Here is a 26,489-nt window from a genome sequence, read left to right on the forward strand (position 1 = left end):
GCCACTCCGCGCGCCACGCGGCGCCCATGGCGCAACGCCGCGGGCGGTGCCATCTGTGCCGCCATGACGGACCGGATGGTTGTGGCGGGGCTCGGCTATGCCGGGGCGGCGATCGCGCGGGAGGCGCGGGCGCGGGGCATGGAGGTGACCGGTACGGCGCGCGACCCCGCGGCGGCGCGGCCGCCGGCAGGCGTCGCGGTGGTCGGCTTCGCCGATGCCGCGGAAGCGATCCGCGCCGCGACGCATCTGGTGGTCACCGCCGCGCCCGAAGGGGATGGCGACCCGGTGCTGTCCGCGCATGCCGGCGCCATCGCGGCTGCGCCGGCGCTGCGCTGGATCGGCTACCTGTCCACCACCGGCGTCTATGGCGACCGCGGCGGCGCGGAGGTGGACGAGGCGACGTCCCCCGCGCCGGGCCAGGCGCGATCCGCCCGGCGGCTGGCGGCGGAGCAGGCCTGGCGCGCCGCCGCGGCGGGGCGGGGCTGCGCGCTCGACCTGTTCCGGGTCGGCGGCATCTACGGCCCCGGCCGCAGCGCGCTCGACGACCTGCGCGCCGGCGTGGCGCGGCGCGTGGCGAAGCCCGGCCACGCCTTCAGCCGCATCCATCGCGACGACATCGCGCTGGCCGTCGTGGCGGGCGCGCTGCGGCCCGATGGCCATCGCGTGCTGCACCTGGTCGATGACGAGCCCGCCCCGAACGCCGATGTGGTGGCGGAAGCGGCGCGGCTGCTCGGCCTGCCGCCGCCGCCGCTGGTTCCCTTCGAGGAGGCGCGCGCGCGCATGTCGCCGATGGCGCTGTCCTTCTGGGCGGAGAACCGGCGCGTGGCGAATGCGGCGACGAAGGCCGCGCTCGGCATCGCCTGGCGCTGCCCGACCTACCGCGAGGGGCTCAGGCGCATCCTGGCGGAGGAAGCGCGGGGCTGAGACCCTCGACCGTCTCCCGCAGCAGGGCGAGGTCCTGCGGGCGGGACAGGCGGTGGTCGCCGTCCTTCACCAGGTGCAGGCGCACGTCGTCGCCGGCCAGCGCCTCCACCAACCGCAGCGCGTGGCGCCAGGGCACGTCCGGGTCAGCCATCCCCTGCAGGATGCGCACGGGGCAGCGCAGCGGGATGGGCGCGTCGAGCAGCAGGTGGCGCTTCCCGTCCTCGATCAGGGCGCGCGTCACCGGCGTCGGCTCGCCGTACTGGCTCGGCAGGTGCAGCACGCCGTCGCGCAGCAGGGCGTCGCGCTGCGCGGGGGTGAAGGCGGGCCACATGAGCGCCTGCGTGAAATCCGGCGCGGGGGCGAGGCCGACCAGCCCCGCCACGCGCTCCGGCCGGCGCAGCGCCAGCAGCAGCGCGATCCAGCCCCCCATGGAGGAGCCGACCAGGACCTGCGGCCCCTCCGTCAGCGCATCGAAGGCGGCCAGCGCGTCCCCGGTCCAGGATCCGATGGTGCCGTCCTCGAACCGCCCGGCGCTGCCGCCGTGGCCGCCATAGTCGAAGCGCAGCAGGGCGCGGCCGGTGGCGGCGCAGTGGTCGCGCAGCGCCAGCGCCTTCGTCCCTTCCATGTCGCTGCGGTAGCCGGGCAGGAAGACGAGGCCGGGGCCGCGCCCTGGCAGGCGCGCCCAGGCCAGGCGGCCGTCCAGGCGGCCGGTCTCCTCCCTCATCGCGGATAGCCCCGGCGCGCCAGGCTCGCCATCAGCGCGCCGATGCCGAAGGTCCAGGGCGGGCATTCGTCGGTGCGGTCCGTCTCGTTCTCCAGCGCGCCGAGGCGCGGGGAGGAGATGCGCACCACGTCGCCCTCCCGGTGGGTGAAGCCCATCCCCGGCGCGCCGCGGTCCGCCGTGGGGGAGAAGGGCGTGCCGAGGAACAGCACCGCGCCGTCCGGATACTGGTGGTGCGCGCCGATCATCTGGCCGACGAGGTCGGCGGGGTCGCGGCTGATGGCACCGACCGCGCCGCTCTCCTCCAGCGCGAAGCCGTCGCGGCCGCGGATGGCGAGCGCGATCTCCGCCGCGCGCACGTCGCCGAGCGTGAAGCCGGAATCGAACAGCCGGATCATCGGGCCGAGCGCGCAGGAGGCGTTGTTGTCCTTCGCGCGGCCCAGCAGCAGCGCGCTGCGCCCCTCCACGTCGCGCAGGTTCACGTCATTGCCGAGCGTGGCGCCCACGATCCGCCCGCGGGCGTTCACCACCATCACCGCCTCGGGCTCCGGGTTGGACCAGCCGCTCATCGGGTGGACGCCCACCTTGGCGCCGGGACCCACGGCGGACATGACGGGTGCCTTGGTGAAGATCTCGGCATCCGTGCCGATGCCCACTTCCAGGTACTGGCTCCACCAGCCCTTGGCGACGAGGGCAGCCTTCACGCGCATCGCCTCCGCGCTGCCCGGCACCAGGTTGCGCAGGTCGTCGCCGATGATGGCGCGCACCTCGGCGCGCACCGCCTCCGCCTGCGTCGCGTCGCCCCGGCAGCGTTCCTCGATCACGCGCTCCAGCATGGAGCGCACATAGGTCACGCCCGCCGCCTTGATCGCCTGGAGGTCCACCGGCGCCAGCAGCCAGGGCCGCGCCGGGTCGCGCGCGGCGTGGTGGGCATTGGCCAGCGCCGCGCCAGGGTCCAGCACCGCCGGCACGCCCCGCGCGCGGATCGCGCCCACCGGGTCCTCGGCGTTGAGCCAGGCGGAGCAGGTGCCGAAGGCGGGCGTCATGTCGAAGGCGGCGCCGCCGAGGATCGCGAAGACGGAAGGCCCCTCCGGCGTCATCACGCGGGCGGCGAAGGCGCCCGCGGCGAGGTCGGCGGGCAGGGCGTCATGCGGCGTCATCCGGCGTTCTCTCCCCCCTTGGGTCGGGGCAGCGTAGCGGCGTTTGACCGGCCCGCCAGGGGGGCGGGCCGAAGCGGGCGGGCGCCCCTGCCGCCGGACATGCCCCAAGGGGGGATAGGCGGGCGGGCGCCGGGGCGGTAGTCCGGGCCGGCCATGCCGCAGCCCCCCGCCATCCTCCAGGTGCTGCCCGCCCTCGTCGCAGGCGGGGTGGAACGCGGCACGGTGGAGATCGCGGAGGCGATCGCGGCGGCGGGCTGGCGGGCGCTGGTCGCTTCCGCCGGCGGGGCGCTGGCGGTGGAGGTGGAACGCGTGGGCGGCGTGCATGTCACGCTGCCTCTCGCCACCAAGTCGCCCCTCGGCATCCTGCGCAACGCCGGCGCGCTTGCCGCGCTGGTGCGGCAGGAGGAGGTGGCGATCCTGCACGCACGTTCCCGCGCACCGGCCTGGTCGGCGCTGCTCGCCTCGCGACGGACGGGCGCGCATCTCGTGACGACCTACCATGGCGCCTACAACGAGGGGCTGCCGGGCAAGCGGCTCTACAACTCCGTCATGGCGCGGGGCGAACGCGTGATCGCCATCAGCCACTTCATCGCGGATCTGGTGCGGGCGCGGCACGGCACCGGGCCCGGCCGCCTGCGCGTGATCCCCCGCGGGGTCGACCCCCGGCGATTCGACCCGGCCGCGGTGCCGCCCCCGCAGGTCGCGGCCCTGCGGGAATCCTGGGGCGCCGCCCTCGGCCAGCCCGTGATCCTGCTGCCCGGCCGCATGACCCGCTGGAAGGGCCAGGCCGTGCTGCTGGAGGCGGTGGCCCGCCTGCCCGGGCAGCCCATCGCCGTGCTGGCCGGCGGCGGCAACGAGGAGTTCGCGCGCGAGCTTCGCGGGCGCGCGCAGGCGCTCGGCCTCGGCGACCGGCTGCGGCTGGCCGGCCATGTCGAGGCGATGGCGCCCGCCCTGCTGGCGGCCGATGTGGTGGTCCATGCCAGCACCGACCCCGAGGCCTTCGGCCGCACCGTGATCGAGGCGCAGGCGATGGCGCGGCCCGTCATCGCCTCCGACCTCGGCGGCCCGCGCGAGACGGTGGAGGAAGGGGTGACCGGCTGGCGCGTGCCGCCGGGCGACCCCGCCGCGCTCGCCGCCGCGCTCGCCCGCGTGCTGGCGCTGCCGGAGGCGGAGCGCGCGGCGGTGGGCGCGCGGGCCCGCGCGGCGGTGCTGCGGGACTACACGACCACGGCGATGCAGGCCGCGACGATCGGCGTCTACCGCGAGCTGCTGGGATGAGGATCCTCGTCATCCGGCTCGGCGCGCTCGGCGACTTCGTGCAGTCCTTCGGTCCCTTCGCGGCGATCCGCGCGCATCACCGCGACGCCCGCATCACGCTGCTGACCACGCCGCCCTTCGCGGCGCTCGCCCGGCGCAGCCCCTGGTTCGACGAGGTGTGGGAGGATGGGCGGCCGGGCTGGCGCGGCCTGCCGGCGCTGCTGCGGCGGCTGCGCGCGGCCGGCTTCGCGCGCGTCTACGACCTGCAGACCTCCTCGCGCAGCACGCGCTACCGCTGGGCGCTGGGGCGTGGGGTCGAATGGTCGGGCATCGGCCTCCTCGCCTCCCACCCCCACGCCAATCCCGAACGCGACGCGATGCACACGGTCGAACGCCAGCGCGAGCAGCTGGAGATGGCGGGAATCGGCGTCTTCCCGGCGCCGGAACTGGGCTGGCTGGATGCCGACCTTTCGGCCTTCGCGCTGCCGCCGCGCTTTGCGCTGCTGGTGCCTGGCGCGTCGCCCCAGCGGCCGGCGAAACGCTGGCCGGCCGCGTGCTTCCGGGACTTCGCGGCGACGCTCGACATCCCGGTGGCGGTGCTGGGCGGGCGGGCCGAGGCGGAGCTTGCGGCGGGCATCGCGGCGGGGCTGCCGGGCGCCGTGGACCTGGCCGGGCGCACCGATTTCGGCCAGGTGGCGGCGCTGGCGCGGCGGGCCGCCTTCGCGGTCGGCAACGACACGGGGCCGACGCACCTGATCGCCGCGGCCGGCTGCCCGACGCTCGCGCTGTTCGGCGCCGACAGCGACCCCGCGCTCTGCGCCCCGCGCGGGCCGAACGTGGTGGTGCTGCGCCACCTGCCGCTGTCGGGGCTGACGGTGGGGCAGGTGCAGGCCGCGATGGTCGCGCTCAATCCCCGCTGAGCCCCGCGGTCATCCAGGCTTCCAGCGCCGCCCATTCCTCCTCGGCCAGCCTTTCCTCGGGGCGGGGGGCGGTGGTGCGCTGCGCCGCCGCGCGCTCCACCGCGCGGCCGAGCTGGTCGTAGAGCGTCGCCGCCAGGCGGAAGGCCCCGTCGGGGCCCAGCCGGTCGCGGAACCGCGCATTGCCGCGCAGCAGCCAGCGGATCACCGCCGTCACCTCCCGCGGGGAGACATGGATGCCGTGCGGCGCGCCGTCGGCGGCGATGCCGGCCGCGACGCCCGGCAGCTGCGACGGGCCGAAGGGCGAGGCCGCGGCGATGCCGGAGAGCACGAAGCCGATCTCCGCGCTCGCGAAGGCGGGCAGGTCCAGCGGGAAGCCCTTCAGGTCGCGCTTGCCCCACAGAAGGTCGCGCACCTTCGCCGCCGCCTCGGCCATGGCGGCTTCGCGCTCGGCCGGGTCCGGGGCGGGCGGCGGCTCGGGCGCAGCGTCGCCTGCCGGCTCCGGCTCGCCGGTCCAGTCGGGCGGGGGGGAGGCGGCGGCCAGGGCGGCATAGGAATCTTCGGGGCCGGGCGGCGCCTCGTCCTCCGGCTCATCCTCCGCGCTGTCCTCCGGCCGGTCCTCCGGCTCCTGCTCGTCCTCCGGCTCGGCCGTGCCGGCGGCCTCCTCGGCCGGGGCGGCGCCGTTCGGCGGGGGCGGGGCGGCATCCGGCGCCGGGTCGGCCGGGGGCTGGCCGCGGTCCGGGTCGTAGAGCCAGCGCCGGTCCGGCGGGCCGGCGAGGGCGAGGTGCGGGTCCCCCGCCTCCTCGATCAGCTTCCCGAGGGTGCCTGCCCCCGCATACCGCGATTCGCGCAGCTCCGGCATCGCCTTGGCGATGGCGGAGCCGACCTGCGTCATCCGCAGCGCCCCCGCCTCGCTCGCCGCAAGCAGGTCCCGCAGCCAGCGCAGCGCGGCGGCGCGCAGGGCGGCCGGGTCGTGCTCCGCCGGGCGCGAGGGCGGCGGGGCCGCACGCCGCGCAGGCTCGGCGGCCGTGGGCGCGGGCGACCGGGGCGGCTCCGCCAGGCGGCGCGGCGGCTCCGGCGGGCGGGGCAGGGCGGCGGCGCGGTCGCGCACGGGGGCGGCGAGCTCGAAGCCGGTGATGGGCAGGGAGCCCATGCCCTGGTTGGCGAATTCCACCAGCCCCAGCGCCTGGTCGGCCGCGGCCAGGTAGGCTTCCTTCGCGGTGTCCTGCGCGAGGATGGTGATGCGCCGGTCATGCGCGCGCAGCCGGGTGAGCGCCGGCAGGAAGTCGCTGTCGCCGGACAGCAGGACGAATTCCTCGAAACGGGTCGGGTGGTCCAGCGCCTCCCGGATGTCGAGCGCCATCTTCATGTCGGCGGCGTTCTTCAGCGAGGCGACGGGCGGGCAGTCCACCACGTCGAACCCCGCGCGGACGAAGGCGCCGCGGAATTCGCCGAAGAAGACGCGGTTGCGCATGTCCCGCTGCGCCCGGTAGCGGGCGACCGGGCCGGATGAGGGGAAGTCGATCCAGCGGCCGGGGTTCAGGTAGCAGCGGCGGACCAGCGTGCGCCGGCGCAGCGCCCCGCCCTCCGGCTCGCGCTCCAGCCAGGCGAGCCAGGCATCGGGGCGCTCCCCCAGGGCATAGGCGGCACGCTCGTCCCAGCGCAGCAGGGCCATGAAGACGTTGTCGAAATCCACGTAGAGTGCCGCGCGGGGCGGCACGCCCCCGGCCTGGTCCTGAGCCGCCATCCATCCCTCCGATTCCACGCGGGGCGGAGTATGGCACGACCCGGCCCGCCTTGACGCCCGGGGCCGGCGCTGGCCATGGTCCGCGCCCCTGCCACCCGAACCGGGAGCCCCCCACACCCATGCCCGCGATCACCCTGCCCGACGGTTCCGTCCGCGCCTTCGACGGGCCCGTCACGGGCACGACGATCGCGGCCGCGATCGGCCCCGGCCTTGCGAAGGCCGCGCTGGCGATGGAGGTGGACGGCGTGCTGCGCGACCTGTCGCACGAGGTCGCGGCGGATGCGCAGGTGCGCTTCGTGACGCGCCGCGACGACCAGGCGCTGGAACTGATCCGCCACGACTGCGCGCATGTTCTGGCGGAAGCCGTGCAGGCCCTGTTCCCCGGCACGCAGGTCACCATCGGCCCGCCGATCGAGAACGGCTTCTACTACGACTTCCACCGCAACGAGCCCTTCACGCCCGAGGACTTCCCGGCGATCGAGGCGAAGATGCGGGAGATCATCGCCCGGAACGCCGCCTTCGAACGCCGCGTGGTGACCCGTGCCGAGGCGATCGACCTGTTCGTGAAGAAGGGCGAGCGCTTCAAGGTGGAGCTGATCCGCGACCTGCCGGCGGACCAGGAGATCAGCCTCTACAGCCAGGGCGACTGGGTCGACCTGTGCCGCGGGCCGCACATGCGCGGCACCGGCGACGTGGGCGACGCCTTCCGGCTGATGAAGGTGGCCGGCGCCTACTGGCGCGGCGACCACCGCAACCCCGTGCTGTCGCGCATCTACGGCACCGCCTGGCGCGACCGGAAGGAGCTCGATGCCCATCTCCACCAGATCGAGGAGGCGGAGAAGCGCGACCACCGCCGGATCGGGCGGGAGATGGGGCTGTTCCACCTGCAGGAGGAAGCGGTCGGCAGCATCTTCTGGCACCCGAAGGGCTGGAAGCTGTACCGCACGGTGGAGGCCTACATGCGCCGCCGCCTGGACGCCGCCGACTACCAGGAGGTGAAGACGCCGCAGCTGCTGGACCGCAGGCTGTGGGAGGCGTCCGGCCACTGGGAGAAGTTCCGCGAGAGCATGTTCCTGGCGACGGTGGAGGACGAGTCCGAGAAGGACCGCGTCCTCGCCCTCAAGCCCATGAACTGCCCCTGCCACGTCCAGATCTTCAACCAGGGCATCCGGTCCTACCGCGAGTTGCCGCTGCGCATGGCGGAATTCGGCGCCTGCCACCGCTATGAGCCCTCGGGCGCGCTGCACGGCATCATGCGCGTGCGCGCCTTCACGCAGGACGACGCGCACATCTTCTGCGAGGAGCACCAGATCGCGGAGGAGACGGTGCGCTTCGTGGCGCTGCTGTCCTCGATCTACCGCGACCTCGGCTTCGAGGGGTTCCGGGTGAAGTTCAGCGACCGTCCGGCGAAGCGCGCGGGCGACGACGCGACCTGGGACCGCGCCGAGGGCGCGCTGAAGCAGGCCTGCGAGACGGCGGGCGTGGACTACGTGCTGAACCCGGGGGAGGGCGCCTTCTACGGCCCGAAGCTGGAATTCGTGCTGCGCGACGCGATCGGCCGCGACTGGCAGTGCGGCACGCTCCAGGTGGACTTCGTCCTGCCCGAGCGGCTGGACGCCGAATATGTGGCGGAGGACGGAACGCGGAAGCGCCCCGTCATGCTCCACCGCGCCATCCTGGGGTCCTTCGAACGCTTCCTCGGCATCCTGATCGAGCAGCATGCGGGACGCTTCCCGCTGTGGCTGGCGCCGGTGCAGGTGGTGGTCGCGACCATCGTGGACGACGCCGCGCCCTTCGCGAGGGAGGCCGCGGCGGCGCTGCAGAAGGCGGGGCTGTCGGTGGCGCTCGACCTGCGGAATGAGAAGATCAACCGCAAGGTGGTGGACCACATCGACCAGCGCGTGCCGGTGCTGGCCGTGGTCGGCCGGCGCGAGGCGGAGGAAGGCAGGCTGGTGCTGCGCCGCCTGCCGGGGCGCGAGCAGGAATCGCTGACGCTGGCCGAAGCGGTGGCGCGCCTGGCGGCGGAAGCGGCGGCGCCCGATCTCCGGGTTGCGCCGGGCTGACGGGATCGCCATAAAGGGGGTTGACGGGCGCAACAGCGTCGGGTGGCTCTCACCCGGCGCTGGCGTTCGTGCAGCCGACGTCAGCCACCACGACAGGAGAAGCGCCCATACCTAGAGGTCCGATGCCCGCCCAGTTGCCGACGCGCGACGGCCCGCGGGTGAATGAGGAGATCCGGGTCCCCCAGGTCCGCCTGATCGATCAGGACGGCGAGATGATCGGGGTGATGAGCGCGCGCGATGCGCTGCTGCGGGCCTATGATGCCGGTCTGGACCTTCTCGAGATCAGCCCGAACGCGGTCCCGCCTGTCTGCAAGATCTTGGACTACGGCAAGTACAAGTACGAGCAGCAGAAGAAGGCGAACGAGGCGCGGAAGCGCCAGAAGATCGTCGAGCTCAAGGAAATCAAGGTCCGCCCGAACATCGACGACCACGACTACGAGGTGAAGATGCGCCAGATGAAGGAATTTATCGGCGAGGGCGACAAGGTGAAGGTCACGCTGCGGTTCCGCGGGCGCGAGATGGCTCACCAGGATCTCGGCCTGAAGGTGCTGGACCGCATCCGCACGGAACTGGCGGAACTGACCAAGGTGGAATCGATGCCCCGGCTCGAGAACCGCCAGATGATCATGGTGCTGGCGCCGAAATAGGCGCTGTGCCTGGGCGGCGGCGATGCCGCCGCTTCCCCGCAGGGTCGGCGCCAACTGCTGCTTGACCCCGCTGGGGGCTGCCTTTATGTGGCAAGCCTTGGTCCGCCCTGGACCTCTCTCTGTCGTCCCGCCCGGTGCGGGATGGCACCGTCGCTCCGCGAAGGCTCGCGCAGCGGCGCGATTTCGTTTGGGGCGGCCGCAACGACAGGGGATGCACCCGCCGCGATGTTCGAGGCGCTGGGCAATAGGCTGACCGGGGTCTTCGACAAGCTGCGCCGCCGCGGTGCGCTGTCGGAGGCCGATGTGCAGGAGGCGCTGCGGGAAGTCCGCATCGCGCTGCTGGAGGCCGACGTCGCCCTTTCCGTCGTCAAGGACCTCGTCAACAAGGTGCGCGAACGCGCGGTGGGGCAGGAGGTCATCCGCTCCGTCTCGCCCGCGCAGCAGGTCATCAAGATCGTCAACGACGCGCTGGTCGAGGCGCTCGGCGGCGGCGAGGAAGGGGCGCGCGGGCTCGACCTGAACGCGCCCGCCCCGGTGCCGATCCTGATGGTCGGCCTCCAGGGCTCGGGCAAGACCACCACCTCGGGCAAGATCGCGCTCCGGCTGCGGTCGCGCGAGCGGAAGAAGGTGCTGCTCGCCTCGCTCGACGTCCACCGCCCCGCCGCGCAGCTCCAGCTCGCACAGCTCGCCGAGCGCGCGGAGGTGGTGAGCCTGCCGGTCGTCGCCGGCCAGACGCCGATCCAGATCGCCGCGCGGGCGATGGATGTGGCGCGACGCGAGCTGTACGACGTGGTGATCCTCGACACCGCCGGCCGGCTCGCCATCGACGAGGCGCTGATGGCCGAGGTGGCGGAGGTGAAGGCCTTCGCGAAGCCGCATGAGACGCTGCTCGTCGTGGACGCCATGACCGGGCAGGACGCGGTGAACACCGCCAAGGCCTTCCAGGAGAAGGTGGGTGTCAGCGGCATCGTCATGACGCGCGTCGATGGCGACGCGCGCGGCGGCGCCGCGCTGTCCATGCGCGCCGTCACGGGCGCGCCCATCAAGCTGCTCGGCGCCGGCGAGAAGCTGGACGCGCTGGAGGAGTTCCACCCCGACCGCATCGCCAACCGCATCCTCGGCATGGGTGACATCGTCTCGCTGGTCGAGAAGGCCGCCGAGACGATGGACCAGGCGGAAGCCGAGAAGCTGGCGAAGAAGATGCAGAAGGGGTCCTTCGACCTCGAGGACTATGCATCGCAGCTGAAGCAGATCGGCAAGATGGGCTCGCTCTCCGGCATCCTCGGGATGCTTCCGGGGGTGGGCAAGATCAAGCAGCAGATCGAGGGCGCGAATCTCGACCAGACGATGCTGAAGCGCCAGGCGGCGATCATCGCGTCGATGACGCCGAAGGAGCGCCGCAGCCCCGACCTGCTGAAGGCATCGCGCAAGCGGCGCATCGCCGCCGGGTCCGGCACCACGGTGCAGGACGTGAACCGGCTGCTGAAGCAGTTCGACGAGATGTCCGCGATGATGAAGCGGATGAACAAGCTCGGCCAGAAGGGGCTGATGCGGGGTGGGCTCGGCGCCCTCCTGCCTGGCCTCGGCAACCGACGACCCTTCTAACCACCAGACCAGCAGGAAGGACCCCAGATGGGCCTCAAGATCCGCCTCGCCCGCGCCGGCGCCAAGAAGCGTCCGTACTACCACATCGTGGTGGCCGACAGCCGCAGCCCGCGCGACGGCCGGTTCATCGAGAAGCTGGGCTCCTACAACCCGATGCTGCCGTCGGACCACCCGGAGCGCGTGCGCCTGTTCGCCGAGCGCATCGTGCACTGGAAGTCGCAGGGCGCGCTGGCGACGGACCGCGTGGCCAAGTTCCTCGGCCATGCCGGCCTCGGCCCGGTGCCGGTCTATCCGGAGCAGCCGAAGAAGTCCGCGCCGAAGAAGAAGGCGCAGGAACGCGCCGCCGCGGCCGCCGCGGCCGCCGGCTGACCGGGGCGGGGGACGGCTGACGGGCCATGGCGGTGAAGCGGGTGCTGCTCGGCGAGATCGGGAGGCCGCACGGCGTGCGGGGCCTGGTACGCCTGCACGCCTTCACCGAGGACCCGAAGGCCATCGCCGGCTACGGCCCGCTGACCGATGCGGCCGGCACGCGGCGCTTCGCCGTGACCCCCCTGCCGAACGGGCTCGCCCGGATCGAGGGGGTGGCGGATCGCGACGCGGCGCAGCGGCTGACCGGCACGAAGCTCTATGTCGAGCGCGACCGCCTGCCGCCGCCTGCCGACCCGGACGAGTTCCTGCTCTGCGACCTCGAGGGCCTGGCCGCCTTCGCTGAGGACGGCGCGGCGCTCGGCACCGTGCGGGCGGTGGAGGACTACGGCGCCGGCCCCTTCCTGGTGATCGAGGGCGAGGGGCCGGAAAGGCTCGTCCCCTTCACCCGGGCGGCGGTGCCGGTGGTGGACATCGCCGGCGGCCGCGTGACGGTCGTGCCGCCCGCGGAGGTTGCCGCGAAGCTGGACGGGGAGGACGCGGCGTGAGCTGGCGCGCCTCCGTCCTCACGCTGTTCCCGGCGATGTTCCCGGGTCCGCTCGGCCTGTCGCTGGCCGGACGGGCGCTGCGGGACGGGCTGTGGCAGCTCGACGCGATCGATATCCGCGGCTTCGCCACCGACCGCCACCGAACGGTGGACGACACGCCCTTCGGCGGCGGTGCAGGCATGGTGATGCGGCCGGACGTGCTGGATGCGGCGGTCGGCGCCGCGGCGGAGGGCAATCCCGGTGCGCCGGTCATCTGCCTGACGCCGCGCGGCCGGCTGCTGGACCAGGCGCTGGTCCGCGACCTGTCGGCCGGGCCCGGGGTGGTGATGCTCTGCGGCCGCTACGAAGGCATCGACCAGCGCGTCATCGAGGCGCGGGGGATGCTGGAGGTCTCGGCCGGCGACGTCGTGCTGTCGGGCGGGGAGCCGGCGGCGCTGCTGCTGCTCGATGCCTGCGTGCGGCTGCTGCCGGGCGTGATGGGGGCGGGGGCGAGCGCCGTCGAGGAAAGCCACGGGCCGGACGGCCTGCTGGAATATCCGCAATACACGCGGCCCGCCGAATGGCAGGGCCGGACCGTGCCGGAGGTTCTGCTCTCCGGCCACCATGCCGAGGTCGCGCGCTGGCGGCGCGAACGTGCCGAGGAGGCCACGCGCACGCGTCGGCCGGACCTGTGGTCGCGCCACCTCGCCCGCCGATCGCAACCCAACGACGCGGCGGGGCGGCTGGACGGCCCCCCGGCCGCGGCCTAGATGATTCTCACGGAAGGAACCCCGCAGATGAACCTGCTCCAGCAGTTCGAGGCCGCGCAGCAGGCGCGCCTCTCCTCGGCCCGCGCCACGCCGGAATTCGCCCCGGGCGACACGGTGCGCGTGATGGTGAAGGTCGTGGAAGGCGAGCGCACCCGCACCCAGGCCTATGAGGGCGTGGTGATCGCGCGCTCCAACCGCGGCCTGAACAGCAACTTCACCGTCCGCAAGCTGTCCTACGGCGAGGGCGTGGAGCGCGTCTTCCCGCTGTACTCGCCGAATGTCGCGGAGATCCAGGTGGTGCGCCGCGGCAAGGTGCGCCGCGCGAAGCTCTATTACCTGCGCGGCCGCACCGGCAAGTCGGCGCGCATCGAGGAGCGCGCACGCAGCAAGGCCGAGACGGCCGAGGCCTGACACCGACGACGCGCCCCGGCCGCAAGGCCGGGGCGCACTTGCTTCCAGGGGACGCCAAACATGTCGGCAAGCAAGCCGCGCACGCTGTTCGACAAGATCTGGGACGCGCATGTCGTCGAGACGCTGCCCGACGGCACCGCGCTGCTCTACATCGACAAGCACCTCACCCACGAGGTGACGAGCCCGCAGGCCTTCGAGGGGCTTCGCCTCGCCGGCCGCAAGGTGCGCCGGCCGGACGCCACCATCGCGGTGGTGGACCACAACATCGCCACCGACAGCACCCGCTACGGCACGATCGAGGACCCGGAGAGCCGCACCCAGGTCGAGACGCTGGAGCGCAACGTCGCCGAATTCGGCGTCCCCTACATCCCCCTGACCGACAAGCGCCAGGGCATCGTGCATGTCATCGGGCCGGAGCTCGGGCTCAGCCTGCCTGGCATGACCATCGTCTGCGGCGACAGCCACACCTCGACCCACGGCGCGATGGGCGCGCTGGCCTTCGGCATCGGCACGTCGGAGGTGGAGCATGTGCTCGCCACCCAGACGCTGCTGCAGAAGCCCGCGAAGAACATGCGCGTGCTGGTGGACGGCACGCTGCCGGTGGGCTGCACGGCGAAGGACATCGTGCTGGCCATCATCGGCCGCATCGGCACGGCCGGCGGCACCGGCCACGTCATCGAATATGCGGGCGAGGCGATCCGCGCGCTCGACATGGCCGGACGGATGACGGTCTGCAACATGTCGATCGAGGCCGGCGCCCGCGCCGGCATGGTCGCGCCGGACCAGACCACCTTCGACTACGTGAAGGGCCGCCCCTTCGCGCCGAAGGGCGAGGCGTATGACCGCGCGGTCGCCTGGTGGCGGACGCTGCCCTCCGACCCCGGCGCGCATTTCGACCGGGAGGTCGTGCTGGACGCCGCGCAGATCGTCCCGCAGGTCACCTGGGGCACCAGCCCCGAGGACGTGCTGCCCATCACCGGCACCGTCCCGGACCCGGCCGCCTTCGCGGACGAGGCGAAGCGCGCGCAGGTCCGGCGCATGGTCGAGTACATGGGCCTCGTCCCCGGCCAGAAGCTGACGGACCTCAAGGTGGACGTCGTCTTCATCGGCTCCTGCACCAACAGCCGGATCGAGGACATCCGCGCCGCCGCCGCCATCGTGAAGGGGCGCAGGGTGGCCGATGGCGTGCGCGCCATGGTCGTCCCCGGCTCCGGCCTGGTGAAGGAGATGGCGGAACAGGAAGGCCTGGACCGCGTGCTGACCGAGGCGGGGTTCGAGTGGCGCGAGGCCGGCTGCTCCATGTGCCTCGGCATGAACCCGGACAAGCTGAAGCCCGGCCAGCGCAGCGCCAGCACCTCGAACCGCAACTTCGAAGGCCGCCAGGGCCCGGGCGGGCGGACGCATCTGCTGAGCCCGGCGATGGCGGCGGCCGCGGCGCTTGCCGGGCACCTCGCCGATGTGCGCGACTTCCAGCCGAAGGGGTAACGGACCATGCAGCCCTTCACGACCCTGACCGGCATCGCGGCGCCGATGCCGGCCGCCAATGTCGACACCGACAAGATCATCCCCGCGCGCTTCCTGAAGACGATCGCTCGCACCGGCCTCGGCAAGAGCCTCTTCGCCAACATGCGCTACCGCGAGGACGGGTCCGAGAACCCGGACTTCGTGCTGAACCAGGACCCCTACCGCAAGGCCGAGGTGCTGATCGCCTACGAGAATTTCGGCTGCGGCTCGTCGCGCGAGCACGCGCCCTGGGCGCTTCTGGATTTCGGCATCCGCTGCGTCATCGCGCCGGACTTCGCCGACATCTTCCACAACAACTGCTTCAAGAACGGCATCCTGCCCGTGCGCCTGCCGCGCGAGGTCTGCGAGACGCTGATCGAGGATGCGAAGCTCGGCGCCAATGCCCGCATCACGGTCGACCTCGAACGCCAGGTCGTGGTGCGCCCGAACGGGGAGGAGATCCCCTTCCGCATCGACGAGTTCCGCCGCCACCTGCTGCTGAACGGCCTCGACGACATCGGGCAGACGCTGCAGCACGCCCCGGCGATCGACGGCTACGAGGCGCGGCAGAAGGCCGCGCAGCCCTGGCTCTACGCCTGAACGCGCGGCGGGGGCGGCGCCCCCGCCCGCACGCGCCCGCGCGGCGCACCCGCATCGCCCGCCCCACCGCATCCGCTTCCCCGGTCCGCCCGAGGCGGGCCGCCCGGCCGCCGCCCTGAGAGGACACACGCCTGCATGCCTGCCAACAAGAAGCTCCTCATCCTCCCCGGTGACGGCATCGGGCCCGAGGTGATGCGCGAGGTGCGCCGCATCATCGACTGGATGGACCGCCGCCGCTCCGTCACCTTCGAGATCGAGGAGGGCATCGTCGGCGGCGCCGCGATCGACGCCACCGGCTCCCCCTGCCCGGACGAGACGGTGGCGGCGGCGAAGGCCGCGGACGCGGTGCTGTTCGGCTCCGTCGGCGGCCCGAAATGGGACAGCCTGCCCTTCGACCAGCGCCCCGAGCTTGGCATCCTGCGGCTGCGGAAGGACCTCGGCCTCTTCGCCAACCTGCGTCCCGCCGTGGTGCTGGACCCGCTGGCCGATGCCTCCGCGCTGCGCCCCGACCTCGTCCGCGGGCTCGACCTGATGATCGTGCGGGAGACGACCGGCGGCGTCTATTTCGGGGAGCCGCGCGGCGTCACCACCGGCGCCGACGGCAAGCGCACCGGCATCGACACGCAGATCTACCACGAGGACGAGATCGCCCGCGTCGCCCGCGTCGCCTTCGAGCTGGCGCGCAAGCGCCGCAACAAGGTGACGAGCGTCGAGAAGGCCAACGTCATGCAGTCCGGCCGGCTGTGGCGCGCCGTGGTGGGCGAGGTCCACAAGGCGGAATTCGCCGATGTCGAGCTCGAGAACATGTACGCCGACAACTGCGCGATGCAGCTGGCGTCGCGCCCGAAGCAGTTCGACGTGATCCTCGGCGACAACCTGTTCGGCGACGTGCTGAGCGACCTGGCCGCGGCGCTGACCGGCTCGCTCGGGATGCTGCCCTCGGCCACGCTCGGCGCGGTGCAGCCCTCGGGCAAGCGCCATGCGCTCTACGAGCCCATCCACGGATCGGCCCCCGACATCGCGGGCAAGGGGGTCGCGAATCCGTCGGCGCAGATCCTGTCCTTCGCGATGCTGCTGCGGCTGTCCTTCGGGATGGAGGAGGACGCGAAGCTGCTGGAGGCGGCGGTGGAGAAGGTGCTCGCGGGCGGGCTGCGGACCGCCGACATCATGGCCCCCGGCATGGCGCGCGTCGGCACCGGCGTGATGGGGGAGGCGGTCCTGCGCGAGCTCGACAAGCTCGCCGCATAAAGCCGCAAGAAAGCGGCGGGATGGGGGTTGCGCACCCCCATCACCTCCGCTAAATCGCGGCTCCCGGCGGGACCCGTAGCTCAATTGGATAGAGCACCAGACTACGGATCTGGGGGTTAGGAGTTCGAATCTCTTCGGGTCCGCCAGGCCTTTCCCCTGAAATCAGCGATGCCAGTGACTTGCCGGCGCCTTTTGCGCGCCGTGATGGCAGCCTTTCGCCCCCAAGCTCCCCCGATTTTCCCCATGTGGTAGCCCCGTGATGGCCAGGGGCGGGCAGGCGGGGGGGCGGCGCATCTGCGGGAAGCGTCTCCACGCCTGCGTCGTGGCCCTGCAACGCTGCAACGAATGACGGCACGGGAGCTCCGGTCGCAACGACCTCCCCTGCTTGCACGCGGCAACGCCATGCCCGTGTATTCGCGCAGCCGTGATGAACGCTGCCTCTGTCCTTCCGCTTATGAGCCGAAGGACAGGCATCCGATCCGGATACGTCCAAGCGGTCTTTCCAGGACAGGCAGATCGGCAGGGTCGCATATGGCCCGGGCGGGCAGGCACCGCCTTGGGCGCGCTGGTCAGCACGGGGGTTTGCGATGCGTTCGTCTCGGACAGGCTTCCCGGCTTCCCGGGCACGGCGGCCCACTTCCCTCCGTTGCGAGGCAGCGGCGGCGTCCGGCACGGCCGAACCCTGCTCCTGTTGCGGGCCGCTGGCCCAGGCGGTGAACCGGCGCCTCGCCGCGGACCTGTCGCGCCGAATGGTGCTGGGCGGCGCCGCCGCGATGCTCGCGCCCTTCGTGGCGCCCGGGGGTGCCTCGGCCCAGCCGCGGCCGGCGGCCGCGTCGGACCGCCCGGTCCTGCTGACCAACCTGCGCCTCTTCGACGGCCAGTCCCGCAATCTGCGGAACGGCGTCAACATCCTGGTCCGCGGCAACCGGATCGAGGCGCTGCCAGGCGCGGCCGAGACGATCGACGGCATGCAGGCGATCGACTGCGGCGGGCGTGTCGCCATGCCGGGCCTCATCGACGCGCATTTCCACACGCTGCTCTGTGGCCTCAGCATGCCGGTGCTGCTGTCGGCGGAGGTGGCCTTCATCCACCTCGTCGCTGCGCGCGAGGCCGAGGCGATGCTGTTGCGCGGCTTCACCACGGTGCGCGACGCAGGCGGGCCCGCCTTCGGCCTGAAGCGTGCGATCGACATGGGCGTCGTCGCCGGGCCACGCATCTACCCCTCCGGCGCGATGGTCTCGCAGACCTCGGGCCATGGTGATTTCCGCCTCCGTCACGAACTGCCGCGGGGCAGCACCACGCCGCCCGGCTACCCCGAGGCGGTGGGCGTCTCGGCCCTCGCCGATGGCGAGGCGGAGGTGCTGCGCCGGGTGCGCGAGCAGCTCATGCTCGGCGCGAGCCAGGTCAAGCTGATGGGCGGCGGCGGCGTCTCCTCCGCCTACGATCCGCTCGACACCGTGCAGTTCACCGAAGCCGAGCTGCGCGCCGGCGTGGCTGCCGCCGCCGACTGGGGCACCTACGTGATGCTCCACGCCTATGTGCCGCGCGCGATCCAGCGTGCCATCCGCGCCGGCGTGCGGTGCATCGAGCATGGACAGCTCGCCGACGAGGAGACGGCGCGCATGATGGCGGGCGAGGGCGTGTGGTGGAGCCTGCAGCCCTTCCTCGGCGACGAGGACTCGAACGAGCGCCAGACGCCCGAGGCGGTCGTCAAGGGCAGGGAGGTGGCCGAGGGCACGCTGCGCGCCTACGAGCTGGCGCAGCGCTTCGGAGTGAAGGTCGCCTGGGGCACGGATATCCTGTTCTCCCCGCATCTCCTGCCGCACCAGGGCCGCCAGCTCGCCAAGATGACGCGGTTCCATGACCCGCTGGAGGCGCTGCGGATCGCCACCGGCGGCAATGGCGAGTTGCTGCGCATGTCGGGCCCGCGCAACCCCTATGACGGCCCTCTCGGCGTCATCGCGCCGGGCGCGCTCGCCGACATCCTCGTCGTCGAGGGCGATCCGGCCGCGAACCTGGATTTTCTGCGGGACCCCGCGACGGGCCTGCGGCTTGTCATGAAGGACGGCCGAATCCACAAGAACCTGCTCTGACACGGCGAGGCCGGGGGCGGAAAGGAGACGAGGCATGAGACTGGCACCCATCGCGCGCCGCGCCTGGCCCCTCGCGCTGGCGGCGCTGCTCCTGCTGCCCGGAACCGCCGCGGCGCAGTGGCGCAACATCTTCCCCGGCGGCGCCTCCCTCACCGAGGAGGACCTGCGCGCGCAGCAGGAAGCGATGCTGCGCCTGCTGCGCGCCGAGCCGCCGCCGGTCGGGCAGGGCGAGGACTGGTCCAATCCGCGCACCGGCGCGCGGGGTACCGTGACGCTGCTCGGCGCATCGGAGGTGCGGCGGATGCCCTGCCGCCGGATGCGCTTCCAGATCACCCCGCAGCGCGCGGGCGATGCGTCCGACCTCACCTTCAATCTCTGCCGGGGGAGCGACGGCCTGTGGAAGATCGGCTGACCGGCGCCTTGCGCCTCGTCGGGCTCGCCCTGGCTGCCGGGCTGTGCCTGGTCGGGCCGGCAGGGGCGCAGGTCGCGCCAGGGGGCGGCCCGGCCGCGCAGCCCCCGGCGCCGGGTGGGGAGGACCGGTGGCGCCTCCAGGTCACCCCGTATCTCTGGATGTCCGGCTTCGGCGGGGAGCTGCGCCCCAGCGCCCGCCTGCCCGCCTTCCGCGTCAGCGAGTCCTTCGGCGACATCCTCTCCGACCTCGATGCCGGAATCTTCCTGAATGCCCTGGCCATCCGCGATCGGCTCGTGCTGGCCGCGGACCTCTCCTACGTCGCGACGTCGCGCAAGGGCGACCTGCTCTCCTCGCCGCCCGTCGCGGCGAAGGGATCGCTCGAGCAGTTCTCGATGACGCTGCTCGGCGGCTATCGCGCCCTGCGCCAGCCGGGCTTCGACCTCGACCTGCTCGCCGGCTTCCGCGCCTGGAGCATCGATGCCGATGTCGAGCTCCGCGTCGCCGGCACGCCTCTCGCGAGCCAGTCGGCGTCGGTCGGCTGGGTGGACCCCATCCTTGCCGTGCGGGCGCGGGGCGACCTCGCGCCCCGGCTCTCGGCCCATCTCATCGCCGATATCGGCGGCTTCGGCGTCGGCTCCCGGTTCACCTGGCAGCTGGCCGGCCTGCTGAACTACCAGGTGTCGGACGACATCTTCGTGTCGGCCGGCTACCGCCACCTCGCCGCGGATTACCGCGATGGGCCGCGTCGCCTCGACTTCAACCTGTCCGGCCCGGTCCTTGGCGTCACATGGCGTTTCTGAAGATGCGGCGGCCCGGCATCCGGATGCCCCGGCCTTGCGGCCGCGGCCCTGCCCGGCAGGGCCGGGGCTGAGGCGATGGCCGACCTGCCGCTCGACCGCACGCCGGCCTGGTCCGTCGCCGCATCCGTCCTCGGGCTCGGCCTGTTCGGGCTGCTGGCAGCGGGCGTGCTGTCCGAGGCGTCGGCGCTGGCGCTCCTCGCCGCGGCGGCCCTGCTGGCCGCATCCGTCTTCGCCGCCGTCCACCATGCGGAGATCCTCGCGCTCCGCATCGGGGAGCCGCTCGGCTCCATCCTCCTCGCCCTCGCCGTCACGGTGATCGAGGTCGCGCTGATCGTGTCCTTCATGCTGTCCGGCTCCCCGGGGGCCGAGGCCGTGGCGCGCGACACCGTGTTCGCGGCGGTGATGATCGTCCTCAACGGCGTCGTCGGCCTCTGCCTCGTCCTCGGCGGCCGGCGCCACCACGAACAGCGTTTCCGGCTGGAGGGCGCCTCCGCGGCGCTCGCCGTGCTCGGCACACTTGCGGTTGTCGCACTGGTGCTGCCGAACCACACCGTCGCGACCCTGGGGCCCACCTATTCGCCGGTTCAGCTCGCGGTGGCCGCCTCGGCGTCACTCGTGCTCTACATCACCTTCGTCTTCGCCCAGACGGTGCGGCATCGCGACTACTTCCTGGACGAGGCGACGTCGGACGACGAAACCACGCCGGCACGAATCACTCCCGGGCGGCGCATCGTCGCGTTCAGCGCCGTCCTGCTGCCCGCGTCGCTCGCTGCGGTCGTGCTGCTCGCCAAGACACTCTCGCACCCGCTGGAATCCGGCATCGCGTCGGCAGGACTGCCGCATGCCGTCGTGGGCGTGGTCGTCGCCGCCATCGTCCTGCTGCCGGAGGGGCTGGCCGCCGCGAAGGCGGCGATCGGCAACCGGGTGCAGGGAAGCCTGAACCTGGCCCTCGGGTCGGCGCTGGCCAGCATCGGGCTGACGATCCCGGCCGTCGCCGCCGTGTCGCTGTTCCTCGACACCTCGCCGGTCCTCGGCCTCTCGGCGGAGAACACGGTCCTGCTGATCCTGACGCTCTTCGTCAGCACGCTCACGCTCGGGACCGGGCGCACGACGGCCTTGCAGGGGGTCGTCCACCTCGTGATCTTCGCGGTCTTCCTGCTGCTCACCCTGGTGCCGTAGCCGAGGGGAGGGCGGCCTGCCGCATGACGGCAGGTCGCTTCTTTCCCGCGCCGGGACTGGCCGAGGACCGCGCGCCACGGCGGAATGCTGCCCGGCAGCCGCCGCCGCGGCGCCCCCTGCACGGACGCCCGCAACCGCTGTCCGCTCCCCACGCCGCCGCCGGGTTTCCAGGTGTTGCGCTGTTGCGGCCGGGGTCGTGAAGGGGTGCCCGAAGGACAGAACTGCGGCGCCCCGCCCGCGGCCGGCCGCTCTCGCCGTGTTCATCACCGGTCGCGTGATCTGGCACCGTGCGGCACTCGTTTTCGCCTTCCCGGTGTAACGACCGGCCTCTCCAGAGCGCCCTCTCCCGCGGAAGAATGGATCGCCCGATGAGCCAGCTGCCGGATCCCCATGCCGGGACCGACGCCGCGCACGCCCGTGTCATCGAGTGCGGCGTCTATCGCGGACCGCACATCCATGGCGACCTGCCGATGGTGCGCATCCGCCTTGACCTCGGGCCCCTGGAGGAGTGGCCGACGAGCCGGCTGCCCGGCTTCGCCGCTGCGCTGACGGCGATGCTGCCGGGGCTCGCCCGGCATGGCTGCTCCTACAAGGAGCCGGGCGGGTTCCTCCGCCGCATGGAGGAGGGCACCTGGATCGGCCATGTGGCCGAGCATGTCGCGATCGAGCTGCAAGGCCTGGCCGGCTCCCCGGTCACGCGCGGCAAGACGCGTTCCGTCCGCGGCCAGCCCGGCGTCTACGACGTCATGTACGCCTATGGCGAGGAGGAGGCCGGGCGGCTGGCGGGAAGGCTCGCGCTGCAACTCGTCGCGGGCCTGCTGCCGAAGGAGCTGGGCCTTGTGTCCGGGCTCGGGCTGATATGGCCGGACGAGGACGTCTCCGGTTTCGACGAGCACGGCTTCGACCTGGAGGCCGCGCTGGCCGCGCTGCGGCGGCAGTTGCGCCGCACCGCGCTCGGCCCCACCACCCGCGCCCTGGTGGGGGAGGCGGAGCGGCGCGGCATCCCGGTGCTGCGGCTCGACCGGCAGAGCTTCGTGCAGCTCGGCTGGGGCGCGCGCCAGCGGCGGCTGCGCGCGAGCATCACCGGCCTCACCTCCTTCCTCGGCGTGGAGACGGCGGGCGACAAGGACCTGACCAAGGCCCTGCTGGCGGCCGCCGGCGTGCCCGTGCCGGAAGGCGTGGTCGTCCGCAGCGCGGAGGCGGCGGTCGAGGCGGCGCGCGACCTCGGCTTCCCCCTCGTGACCAAGCCGCTCGACGGCAACCACGGCCGCGGCGTCTCGCTGCGCCTGCGCTCGGAGGAGGAGGTGCGGCGCGGCTTCGAGATGGCGGCGCGCCACGCCCGCGTGGTCGTGGTGGAGCGCTTCCTGGAGGGCCGCGACCACCGCGTCCTGGTCATCGGCGGGCAGGTGGTCGCGGTGGCGGAACGCGTGCCCGCCCATGTCGTCGGCAATGGCCGCGACACGGTGGCCGGGCTGATCGAGGCGGTGAACCGCGACCCGCGCCGCGGCGACGGGCATGAGAACGTCATGACCCGCATCGTCGTGGACGAGGCGGTGGAGGATGTGCTCGCGCGGCAGGGGCAGGCGCTGGATGCGGTGCCGCACCCCGGCCGCGTCGTCTGGCTGCGCGACACGGCGAATCTGTCGACCGGCGGCACCGCGGTGGACCGCACCGACGAGATCCATCCGGAGAACGCGATGCTCGCCTGCCGGGCGGCGGCGGCGGTCGGCCTCGACGTCGCGGGCATCGATTTCCTCGCCGCCGACATCACCCGCCCGGCGCGGGAGACCGGCGGCGGCGTGGTGGAGGTGAACGCCGCACCGGGTTTCCGCATGCATCTGGAGCCGAGCCTGGGCCGCCCGCGCGACGTGGCGCGTCCGGTGATCGACCTGCTCTTCCCGCGCGGCGAGACGGGGCGCATCCCCGTGCTCGCCGTCACCGGCACCAACGGCAAGTCCACCACGGCGCGGATGGTCGCCCGCATCCTGCGTGGGGCCGGGATGCGCGTGGGCCTGACCACGACCAGCGGGGTCGAGGTGGACGGGCGGCTGGTTCAGGCCGCCGACGCCTCCGGCCCGAGGAGCGCGCGGATGGTGCTGCGCGACCCGACGGTGGAAGCGGCGGTGCTGGAGGTGGCGCGCGGCGGGCTGCTGCGCGAGGGGCTGGGCTTCGACCGCTGCGACGTCGGCTGCGTGACGAACATCGCCGCCGACCACCTCGGCCTGAAGGGCATCGACACGGTCGAGGACCTCGCCTGGGTGAAGTCCGTGGTGGTGGAGGCTGTCGGGAGCGGCGGCACCAGCGTGCTGAATGCCGACGACCCGCTGGTCGCCCGCATGGCGCGCCGCGCGGGCGGCCGCATCGCCTGGTTCAGCGCGCAGGGCGGCGACGCCATGCCGGACCGCCTGCGCGGGCATGTCGCCGCCCATGGCCTCGCGGTTGTGCTGGAGCCGGGGGCAGGTGGCGGCGAGATCGTCGTCCATGCCGACGGACGGCGCCTGCCGCTGATGCACGCCGCCGAGATCCCGGCGACGCTGGAAGGGCTGGCCGCCTTCAACACGCAGAACGCGCTCGCCGCGGTCGCCATGGCCTATGCGCAGGGCGTGACGCTGCCCGTGATCCGGGCCGCGCTGCTCGGCTTCGAGGCGAGCTTCGAGCAGTCGCCGGGCCGGCTGAACATCCATGACGCGCACGGCTTCCGGGTCATCATGGACTATGCCCACAACCCCGCCGGCCTGGCGGCGCTGCGGGAGGTGGTGGCCGGCCTCCGTCCCCGCCACCGCCGCTGCATCGGCGTGGTCAGCATCCCGGGCGACCGCCGCGACGAGGATGTGCGCGAGCTCGCCGGCATCGCCGCCGGCATGTTCGACGAGCTGGTGGTGCGGGAGCGGCCGGACACGCGCGGCCGCCGCCCGGGCGAGATCATGGACCTGCTGCAGGCCGGCGCGGCGGCCGCCGGCTTCCCGCCCGAGCGCATCCACCGCATCGCCGACGAAGGCGCCGCGGCGGAGGCCGCGATGCGGATGGCGCGCCGCGGCGACCTGGTGGTGATCCTGCCGACGGAGGTCGAGGCGATGTGGCATCGGATCATCGGCTTCGATCCGGAGGGGGCGGCGCCGCGCGAGGTCGGCCCGGCGCAGGCGGCAGGGTGAGCGCGATGGCGTCGAATGGCTGGGCGTTGGCGCTGCATGGCGGCCAGCGCGAGATCCCGCCCGGCGAGATGGAGGCCAGCCGCGCCGGCTGCCGCGCCGCGCTTGCGGCCGGCGAGGCGATCCTCGGTCGCGGCGGGGGCGCGCTGGAGGCGGTGGAGGCGGTGCTGCGGCTGATGGAGGACAACCCGGTCTTCAACGCCGGCACCGGCTCCGCCCGCAACTCGGACGGCGAGGTGGAGATGGATGCCGCCGTGATGGATGGCGCGACGCTCGACCTCGGCGGCGTCGCCGGCATCCGCGGCGTGCGCCACCCGGTCAGCGTGGCGCGGCTGCTGCTGCGGGAGACGCCGGTGCTGCTGGTGGCCGAGGGCGCGCGCCGCTTCGCCGCCGATCGCGGCGCCGAACTCTGCGACCCGCGCGACCTGATCGCGGAGCGGCCGGGCGGGGGCTGCGACACGATCGGCTGCGTGGCGCGCGACCGCGCCGGCAACCTCGCCGCCGCGACCTCGACCGGCGGGCTGGAGGGCTGCATGCCCGGCCGCGTGGGCGACAGCCCGATGCCGGGCTGCGGGCTCTACGCCGACAACGCGGCCGGCGCCGTCGCCTTCTCCGGCTTCGGGGAGGAGATCGCGCGCGCGATGCTCGCCGCCCGCGTCATCCAGGCGCTGGAGGCCGGCGCCACGCCGGACGCCGCGGCCGGGGGCGCCATCGCGCGCATCGCAGCCCTCGGCAGCGAGGCGGGCGGGATCGTGCTGGACCGCCACGGGCGGATCGGCTGGGCGCACAACGGCGCCAACTTCGCCGTCGGCCTCCTGGCGGAGGGCGGCGCGCCGCGCGTCTGGCTCAGCAAGGACGAGGAAAGGAAGGATGCCGGCCATGCGTGACGGGGAGGGGACGCAAGCGACGGGCACTCTGATCGCCATCGGCGGTCACGAGGACAAGGAGGGCCGGAGGACGATCCTGCGCGAGGTCGCGCGGCTGCTCGGCAAGGGGCGGCTGGTCGTGGCCACCGTCGCCTCGCACGAGCCGGAGGGCTATTTCGACGGCTACAAGCGCGCCTTCGCCGACCTCGGTGTGACCGACCTCGTCGAGCTCTACGTCAAGGAACGCGCGCAGACCGCCCTGCCGGAGACGCTGCGGCTGATGGAGGGTGCGAGGGGCGTGTTCTTCTCGGGCGGCGACCAGCTGCGCATCAGCAGCACGCTCGGCGACACGCCGGTGGCGCGGCGCGTGATGGAGATCTTCGCAGCCGGCGGCCTGATCGCCGGCACCTCGGCCGGCGCCGCGGCAATGAGCGACACGATGCTGGTGAAGGGATCGAATGCCGAATCCCATCGCATCGGGGACCTGCACATGGCGCCGGGCCTGGGCCTGCTGCCGAACGTCATCGTGGACCAGCACTTCGCCGAACGCGGGCGCATCGGCCGGCTGCTCGGCGCGGTGGCGCAGAACCCGCGCGAGCTTGGCGTCGGCATCGACGAGGACACCGCCATCGTGGTGCGCGGCGACCGCTTCGAGGTGATCGGGGCGGGCGGCGTCTATGTGGTGGACGGCGCGGGCGTGACGCATTCCAACATCGCCGAGGCCGCGCCGCAGCGCGCGCTGTCCATGTTCGACGTGCGGCTGCACGTGCTCGGCGACGGCGACAGCTTCGACCTGGCGCGGCGACGCCCGGCCGACATGCCCGAGATGCGCGAGACCCGCGCGCTCGAGGCCGATGCCGCCGGCGAGCGCGGGGCGCAGCCCGGCGGTTGAGCGGCTCCAGGCCCCGCCGGCGCGCCGCATCCCGTGGCGACCGTCGGCGCCGGCGCCGCAACCATCCTCGCCGCCGCGCCTTCTGCCTGGCACCGGCAGGAGGCATGGATGGTTGGGCGGCGGATTGGCCCCATGGAGCGGGGCGGGATGGCGGACGGCGCCTGGTTGTCGCTCGGCATCGGCGTCCTGACCGGGATGCGCAGCATGTCGGCCCTGGCGGCCCTGACATGGGCCGCCTCCAGGGGCGGCAGCCGGGTCGGGTGGATCCCCTCGGGCCCGGTGGCGCGCGGCCTTGCCACGGCCGCGGCGGCGGCGGAGATGGCGGGCGACAAGATGCCCTTTGCGCCCGACCGGCGCATCCCGCCCTCCGTCCTGGTGCGCCTCGCCCTCGGTGCGGTCGGTGGCGCTGCGCTCGCGGGGCCAGGCGTCTCGCGGGCGGAGGGCGCTGCGGTCGGCGTCGCAGGCGCCGTCGCGGGCACGATCCTCGGCCGCGCGGCGCGGGGCGCCAATACGCGGTTCGCGGGCGAATGGGCGCGGGCGCTCACCGAGGACGCCGCGGCTGCCGCCCTTGCCGTGGCGCTCGTCCACTCGGCCGCGCGGCCTGGCCGCCCATAGGTCGGGCGCGCCGCGCG

General features: G+C 73.4%; 24 protein-coding genes and 1 tRNA gene. 22 read left to right on the plus strand and 3 right to left on the minus strand.

What is annotated here, in order from left to right; translation table 11 throughout:
* The first annotated feature begins 63 nt into the window (after positions 1 to 63).
* A complete protein-coding gene (locus tag ACK8OX_RS05285) occupies positions 64 to 924 on the plus strand; it encodes an NAD-dependent epimerase/dehydratase family protein (RefSeq protein ID WP_430662886.1) in 861 nt (286 codons plus the stop codon).
* Here ACK8OX_RS05285 and ACK8OX_RS05290 read toward each other — a convergent pair.
* Positions 890 to 1,648 carry an alpha/beta hydrolase gene (locus ACK8OX_RS05290; protein ID WP_430662887.1) on the minus strand — a complete coding sequence of 253 codons (759 nt, stop codon included), beginning with the start codon at positions 1,646 to 1,648 and terminating at the stop codon, positions 890 to 892. The genes ACK8OX_RS05285 and ACK8OX_RS05290 overlap by 35 nt on opposite strands.
* On the minus strand, positions 1,645 to 2,805 hold the full coding sequence (locus tag ACK8OX_RS05295; protein WP_430662888.1) for a fumarylacetoacetate hydrolase family protein: 1,161 nt from the start codon (positions 2,803 to 2,805) through the stop codon (positions 1,645 to 1,647). Before ACK8OX_RS05295 ends, ACK8OX_RS05290 begins: the two co-directional genes overlap by 4 nt.
* Before the next feature lie 153 nt (positions 2,806 to 2,958).
* Between ACK8OX_RS05295 and ACK8OX_RS05300 the strand changes: the two genes are divergently transcribed.
* Both ACK8OX_RS05300 and ACK8OX_RS05305 read left to right on the plus strand, forming a co-directional pair.
* Positions 2,959 to 4,083 carry a glycosyltransferase family 4 protein gene (locus ACK8OX_RS05300; RefSeq protein ID WP_430662889.1) on the plus strand — a complete coding sequence of 375 codons (1,125 nt, stop codon included), beginning with the start codon at positions 2,959 to 2,961 and terminating at the stop codon, positions 4,081 to 4,083.
* On the plus strand, positions 4,080 to 4,982 hold the full coding sequence (locus ACK8OX_RS05305; protein ID WP_430662890.1) for a glycosyltransferase family 9 protein: 903 nt from the start codon (positions 4,080 to 4,082) through the stop codon (positions 4,980 to 4,982). The genes ACK8OX_RS05300 and ACK8OX_RS05305 overlap by 4 nt, the downstream gene beginning before the upstream one ends.
* On the opposite strand, the gene ACK8OX_RS05310 is transcribed toward ACK8OX_RS05305, so the two are convergent.
* Positions 4,969 to 6,726: an NYN domain-containing protein gene (locus tag ACK8OX_RS05310; RefSeq protein ID WP_430662891.1), complete on the minus strand. Its 1,758-nt coding sequence runs from the start codon at positions 6,724 to 6,726 to the stop codon at positions 4,969 to 4,971. The genes ACK8OX_RS05305 and ACK8OX_RS05310 overlap by 14 nt on opposite strands.
* Positions 6,727 to 6,845: 119 nt before the next feature.
* Here ACK8OX_RS05310 and thrS point away from each other — a divergent pair, with 119 nt between their 5' ends.
* From thrS to ACK8OX_RS05405, 19 genes are all read left to right on the plus strand, one after another.
* Positions 6,846 to 8,789 carry a threonine--tRNA ligase gene (thrS, locus tag ACK8OX_RS05315; protein WP_430662892.1) on the plus strand — a complete coding sequence of 648 codons (1,944 nt, stop codon included), beginning with the start codon at positions 6,846 to 6,848 and terminating at the stop codon, positions 8,787 to 8,789.
* 122 nt (positions 8,790 to 8,911) lie between these two features.
* Positions 8,912 to 9,436 carry a translation initiation factor IF-3 gene (infC, locus tag ACK8OX_RS05320; RefSeq protein WP_430662893.1) on the plus strand — a complete coding sequence of 175 codons (525 nt, stop codon included), beginning with the start codon at positions 8,912 to 8,914 and terminating at the stop codon, positions 9,434 to 9,436.
* 225 nt (positions 9,437 to 9,661) lie between these two features.
* Complete coding sequence (gene ffh, locus ACK8OX_RS05325) at positions 9,662 to 11,041, plus strand: signal recognition particle protein (protein WP_430662894.1); 1,380 nt, start codon at positions 9,662 to 9,664, stop codon at positions 11,039 to 11,041.
* A gap of 27 nt (positions 11,042 to 11,068) precedes the next feature.
* Positions 11,069 to 11,410: a 30S ribosomal protein S16 gene (rpsP, locus tag ACK8OX_RS05330; protein WP_430662895.1), complete on the plus strand. Its 342-nt coding sequence runs from the start codon at positions 11,069 to 11,071 to the stop codon at positions 11,408 to 11,410.
* A 26-nt stretch (positions 11,411 to 11,436) separates the two neighbouring features.
* A complete protein-coding gene (gene rimM, locus ACK8OX_RS05335) occupies positions 11,437 to 11,955 on the plus strand; it encodes a ribosome maturation factor RimM (protein ID WP_430662896.1) in 519 nt (172 codons plus the stop codon).
* Positions 11,952 to 12,704, plus strand: coding sequence for a tRNA (guanosine(37)-N1)-methyltransferase TrmD (trmD, locus tag ACK8OX_RS05340; RefSeq protein ID WP_430662897.1), 753 nt, complete (start codon positions 11,952 to 11,954; stop codon positions 12,702 to 12,704). Before rimM ends, trmD begins: the two co-directional genes overlap by 4 nt.
* A gap of 27 nt (positions 12,705 to 12,731) precedes the next feature.
* The gene (gene rplS / locus ACK8OX_RS05345) at positions 12,732 to 13,115 is read left to right on the plus strand and encodes a 50S ribosomal protein L19 (protein ID WP_430662898.1); all 384 of its coding nucleotides are present in this window, start codon (positions 12,732 to 12,734) and stop codon (positions 13,113 to 13,115) included.
* A 60-nt stretch (positions 13,116 to 13,175) separates the two neighbouring features.
* On the plus strand, positions 13,176 to 14,600 hold the full coding sequence (gene leuC, locus ACK8OX_RS05350) for a 3-isopropylmalate dehydratase large subunit (RefSeq protein WP_430662899.1): 1,425 nt from the start codon (positions 13,176 to 13,178) through the stop codon (positions 14,598 to 14,600).
* A 6-nt stretch (positions 14,601 to 14,606) separates the two neighbouring features.
* Positions 14,607 to 15,218 carry a 3-isopropylmalate dehydratase small subunit gene (gene leuD, locus ACK8OX_RS05355; RefSeq protein ID WP_430662900.1) on the plus strand — a complete coding sequence of 204 codons (612 nt, stop codon included), beginning with the start codon at positions 14,607 to 14,609 and terminating at the stop codon, positions 15,216 to 15,218.
* 135 nt (positions 15,219 to 15,353) lie between these two features.
* Complete coding sequence (gene leuB / locus ACK8OX_RS05360; protein ID WP_430662901.1) at positions 15,354 to 16,466, plus strand: 3-isopropylmalate dehydrogenase; 1,113 nt, start codon at positions 15,354 to 15,356, stop codon at positions 16,464 to 16,466.
* 69 nt (positions 16,467 to 16,535) lie between these two features.
* Positions 16,536 to 16,612, plus strand: a tRNA-Arg gene (locus ACK8OX_RS05365).
* Positions 16,613 to 17,179: 567 nt separating this feature from the next.
* Positions 17,180 to 18,559 carry an amidohydrolase family protein gene (locus tag ACK8OX_RS05370; RefSeq protein WP_430662902.1) on the plus strand — a complete coding sequence of 460 codons (1,380 nt, stop codon included), beginning with the start codon at positions 17,180 to 17,182 and terminating at the stop codon, positions 18,557 to 18,559.
* Between the two features lie 34 nt (positions 18,560 to 18,593).
* Positions 18,594 to 18,971 (plus strand): RT0821/Lpp0805 family surface protein, encoded by a 378-nt coding sequence (locus ACK8OX_RS05375; protein WP_430662903.1) that lies wholly within the window; start codon positions 18,594 to 18,596, stop codon positions 18,969 to 18,971.
* Positions 18,956 to 19,771 (plus strand): hypothetical protein, encoded by an 816-nt coding sequence (locus tag ACK8OX_RS05380; RefSeq protein WP_430662904.1) that lies wholly within the window; start codon positions 18,956 to 18,958, stop codon positions 19,769 to 19,771. Before ACK8OX_RS05375 ends, ACK8OX_RS05380 begins: the two co-directional genes overlap by 16 nt.
* 75 nt (positions 19,772 to 19,846) lie before the next feature.
* Positions 19,847 to 20,950, plus strand: a complete 1,104-nt coding sequence (locus tag ACK8OX_RS05385; protein ID WP_430662905.1) for a calcium:proton antiporter — start codon at positions 19,847 to 19,849, stop codon at positions 20,948 to 20,950.
* Positions 20,951 to 21,318: 368 nt separating this feature from the next.
* Positions 21,319 to 24,102 carry a cyanophycin synthetase gene (gene cphA, locus ACK8OX_RS05390; RefSeq protein ID WP_430662906.1) on the plus strand — a complete coding sequence of 928 codons (2,784 nt, stop codon included), beginning with the start codon at positions 21,319 to 21,321 and terminating at the stop codon, positions 24,100 to 24,102.
* Between the two features lie 5 nt (positions 24,103 to 24,107).
* On the plus strand, positions 24,108 to 24,986 hold the full coding sequence (locus tag ACK8OX_RS05395) for an isoaspartyl peptidase/L-asparaginase family protein (RefSeq protein WP_430663020.1): 879 nt from the start codon (positions 24,108 to 24,110) through the stop codon (positions 24,984 to 24,986).
* Positions 24,979 to 25,857, plus strand: a complete 879-nt coding sequence (locus ACK8OX_RS05400) for a cyanophycinase (protein ID WP_430662907.1) — start codon at positions 24,979 to 24,981, stop codon at positions 25,855 to 25,857. Before ACK8OX_RS05395 ends, ACK8OX_RS05400 begins: the two co-directional genes overlap by 8 nt.
* Positions 25,858 to 26,004: 147 nt before the next feature.
* Entirely contained in the window at positions 26,005 to 26,472 is a 468-nt protein-coding gene (locus tag ACK8OX_RS05405) for a hypothetical protein (RefSeq protein WP_430662908.1), read from the plus strand.
* Positions 26,473 to 26,489 lie beyond the last annotated feature (17 nt).

The sequence above is a fragment of the Falsiroseomonas sp. CW058 genome (assembly GCF_050563535.1).
Taxonomy (GTDB): Bacteria; Pseudomonadota; Alphaproteobacteria; order Acetobacterales; family Acetobacteraceae; genus Falsiroseomonas.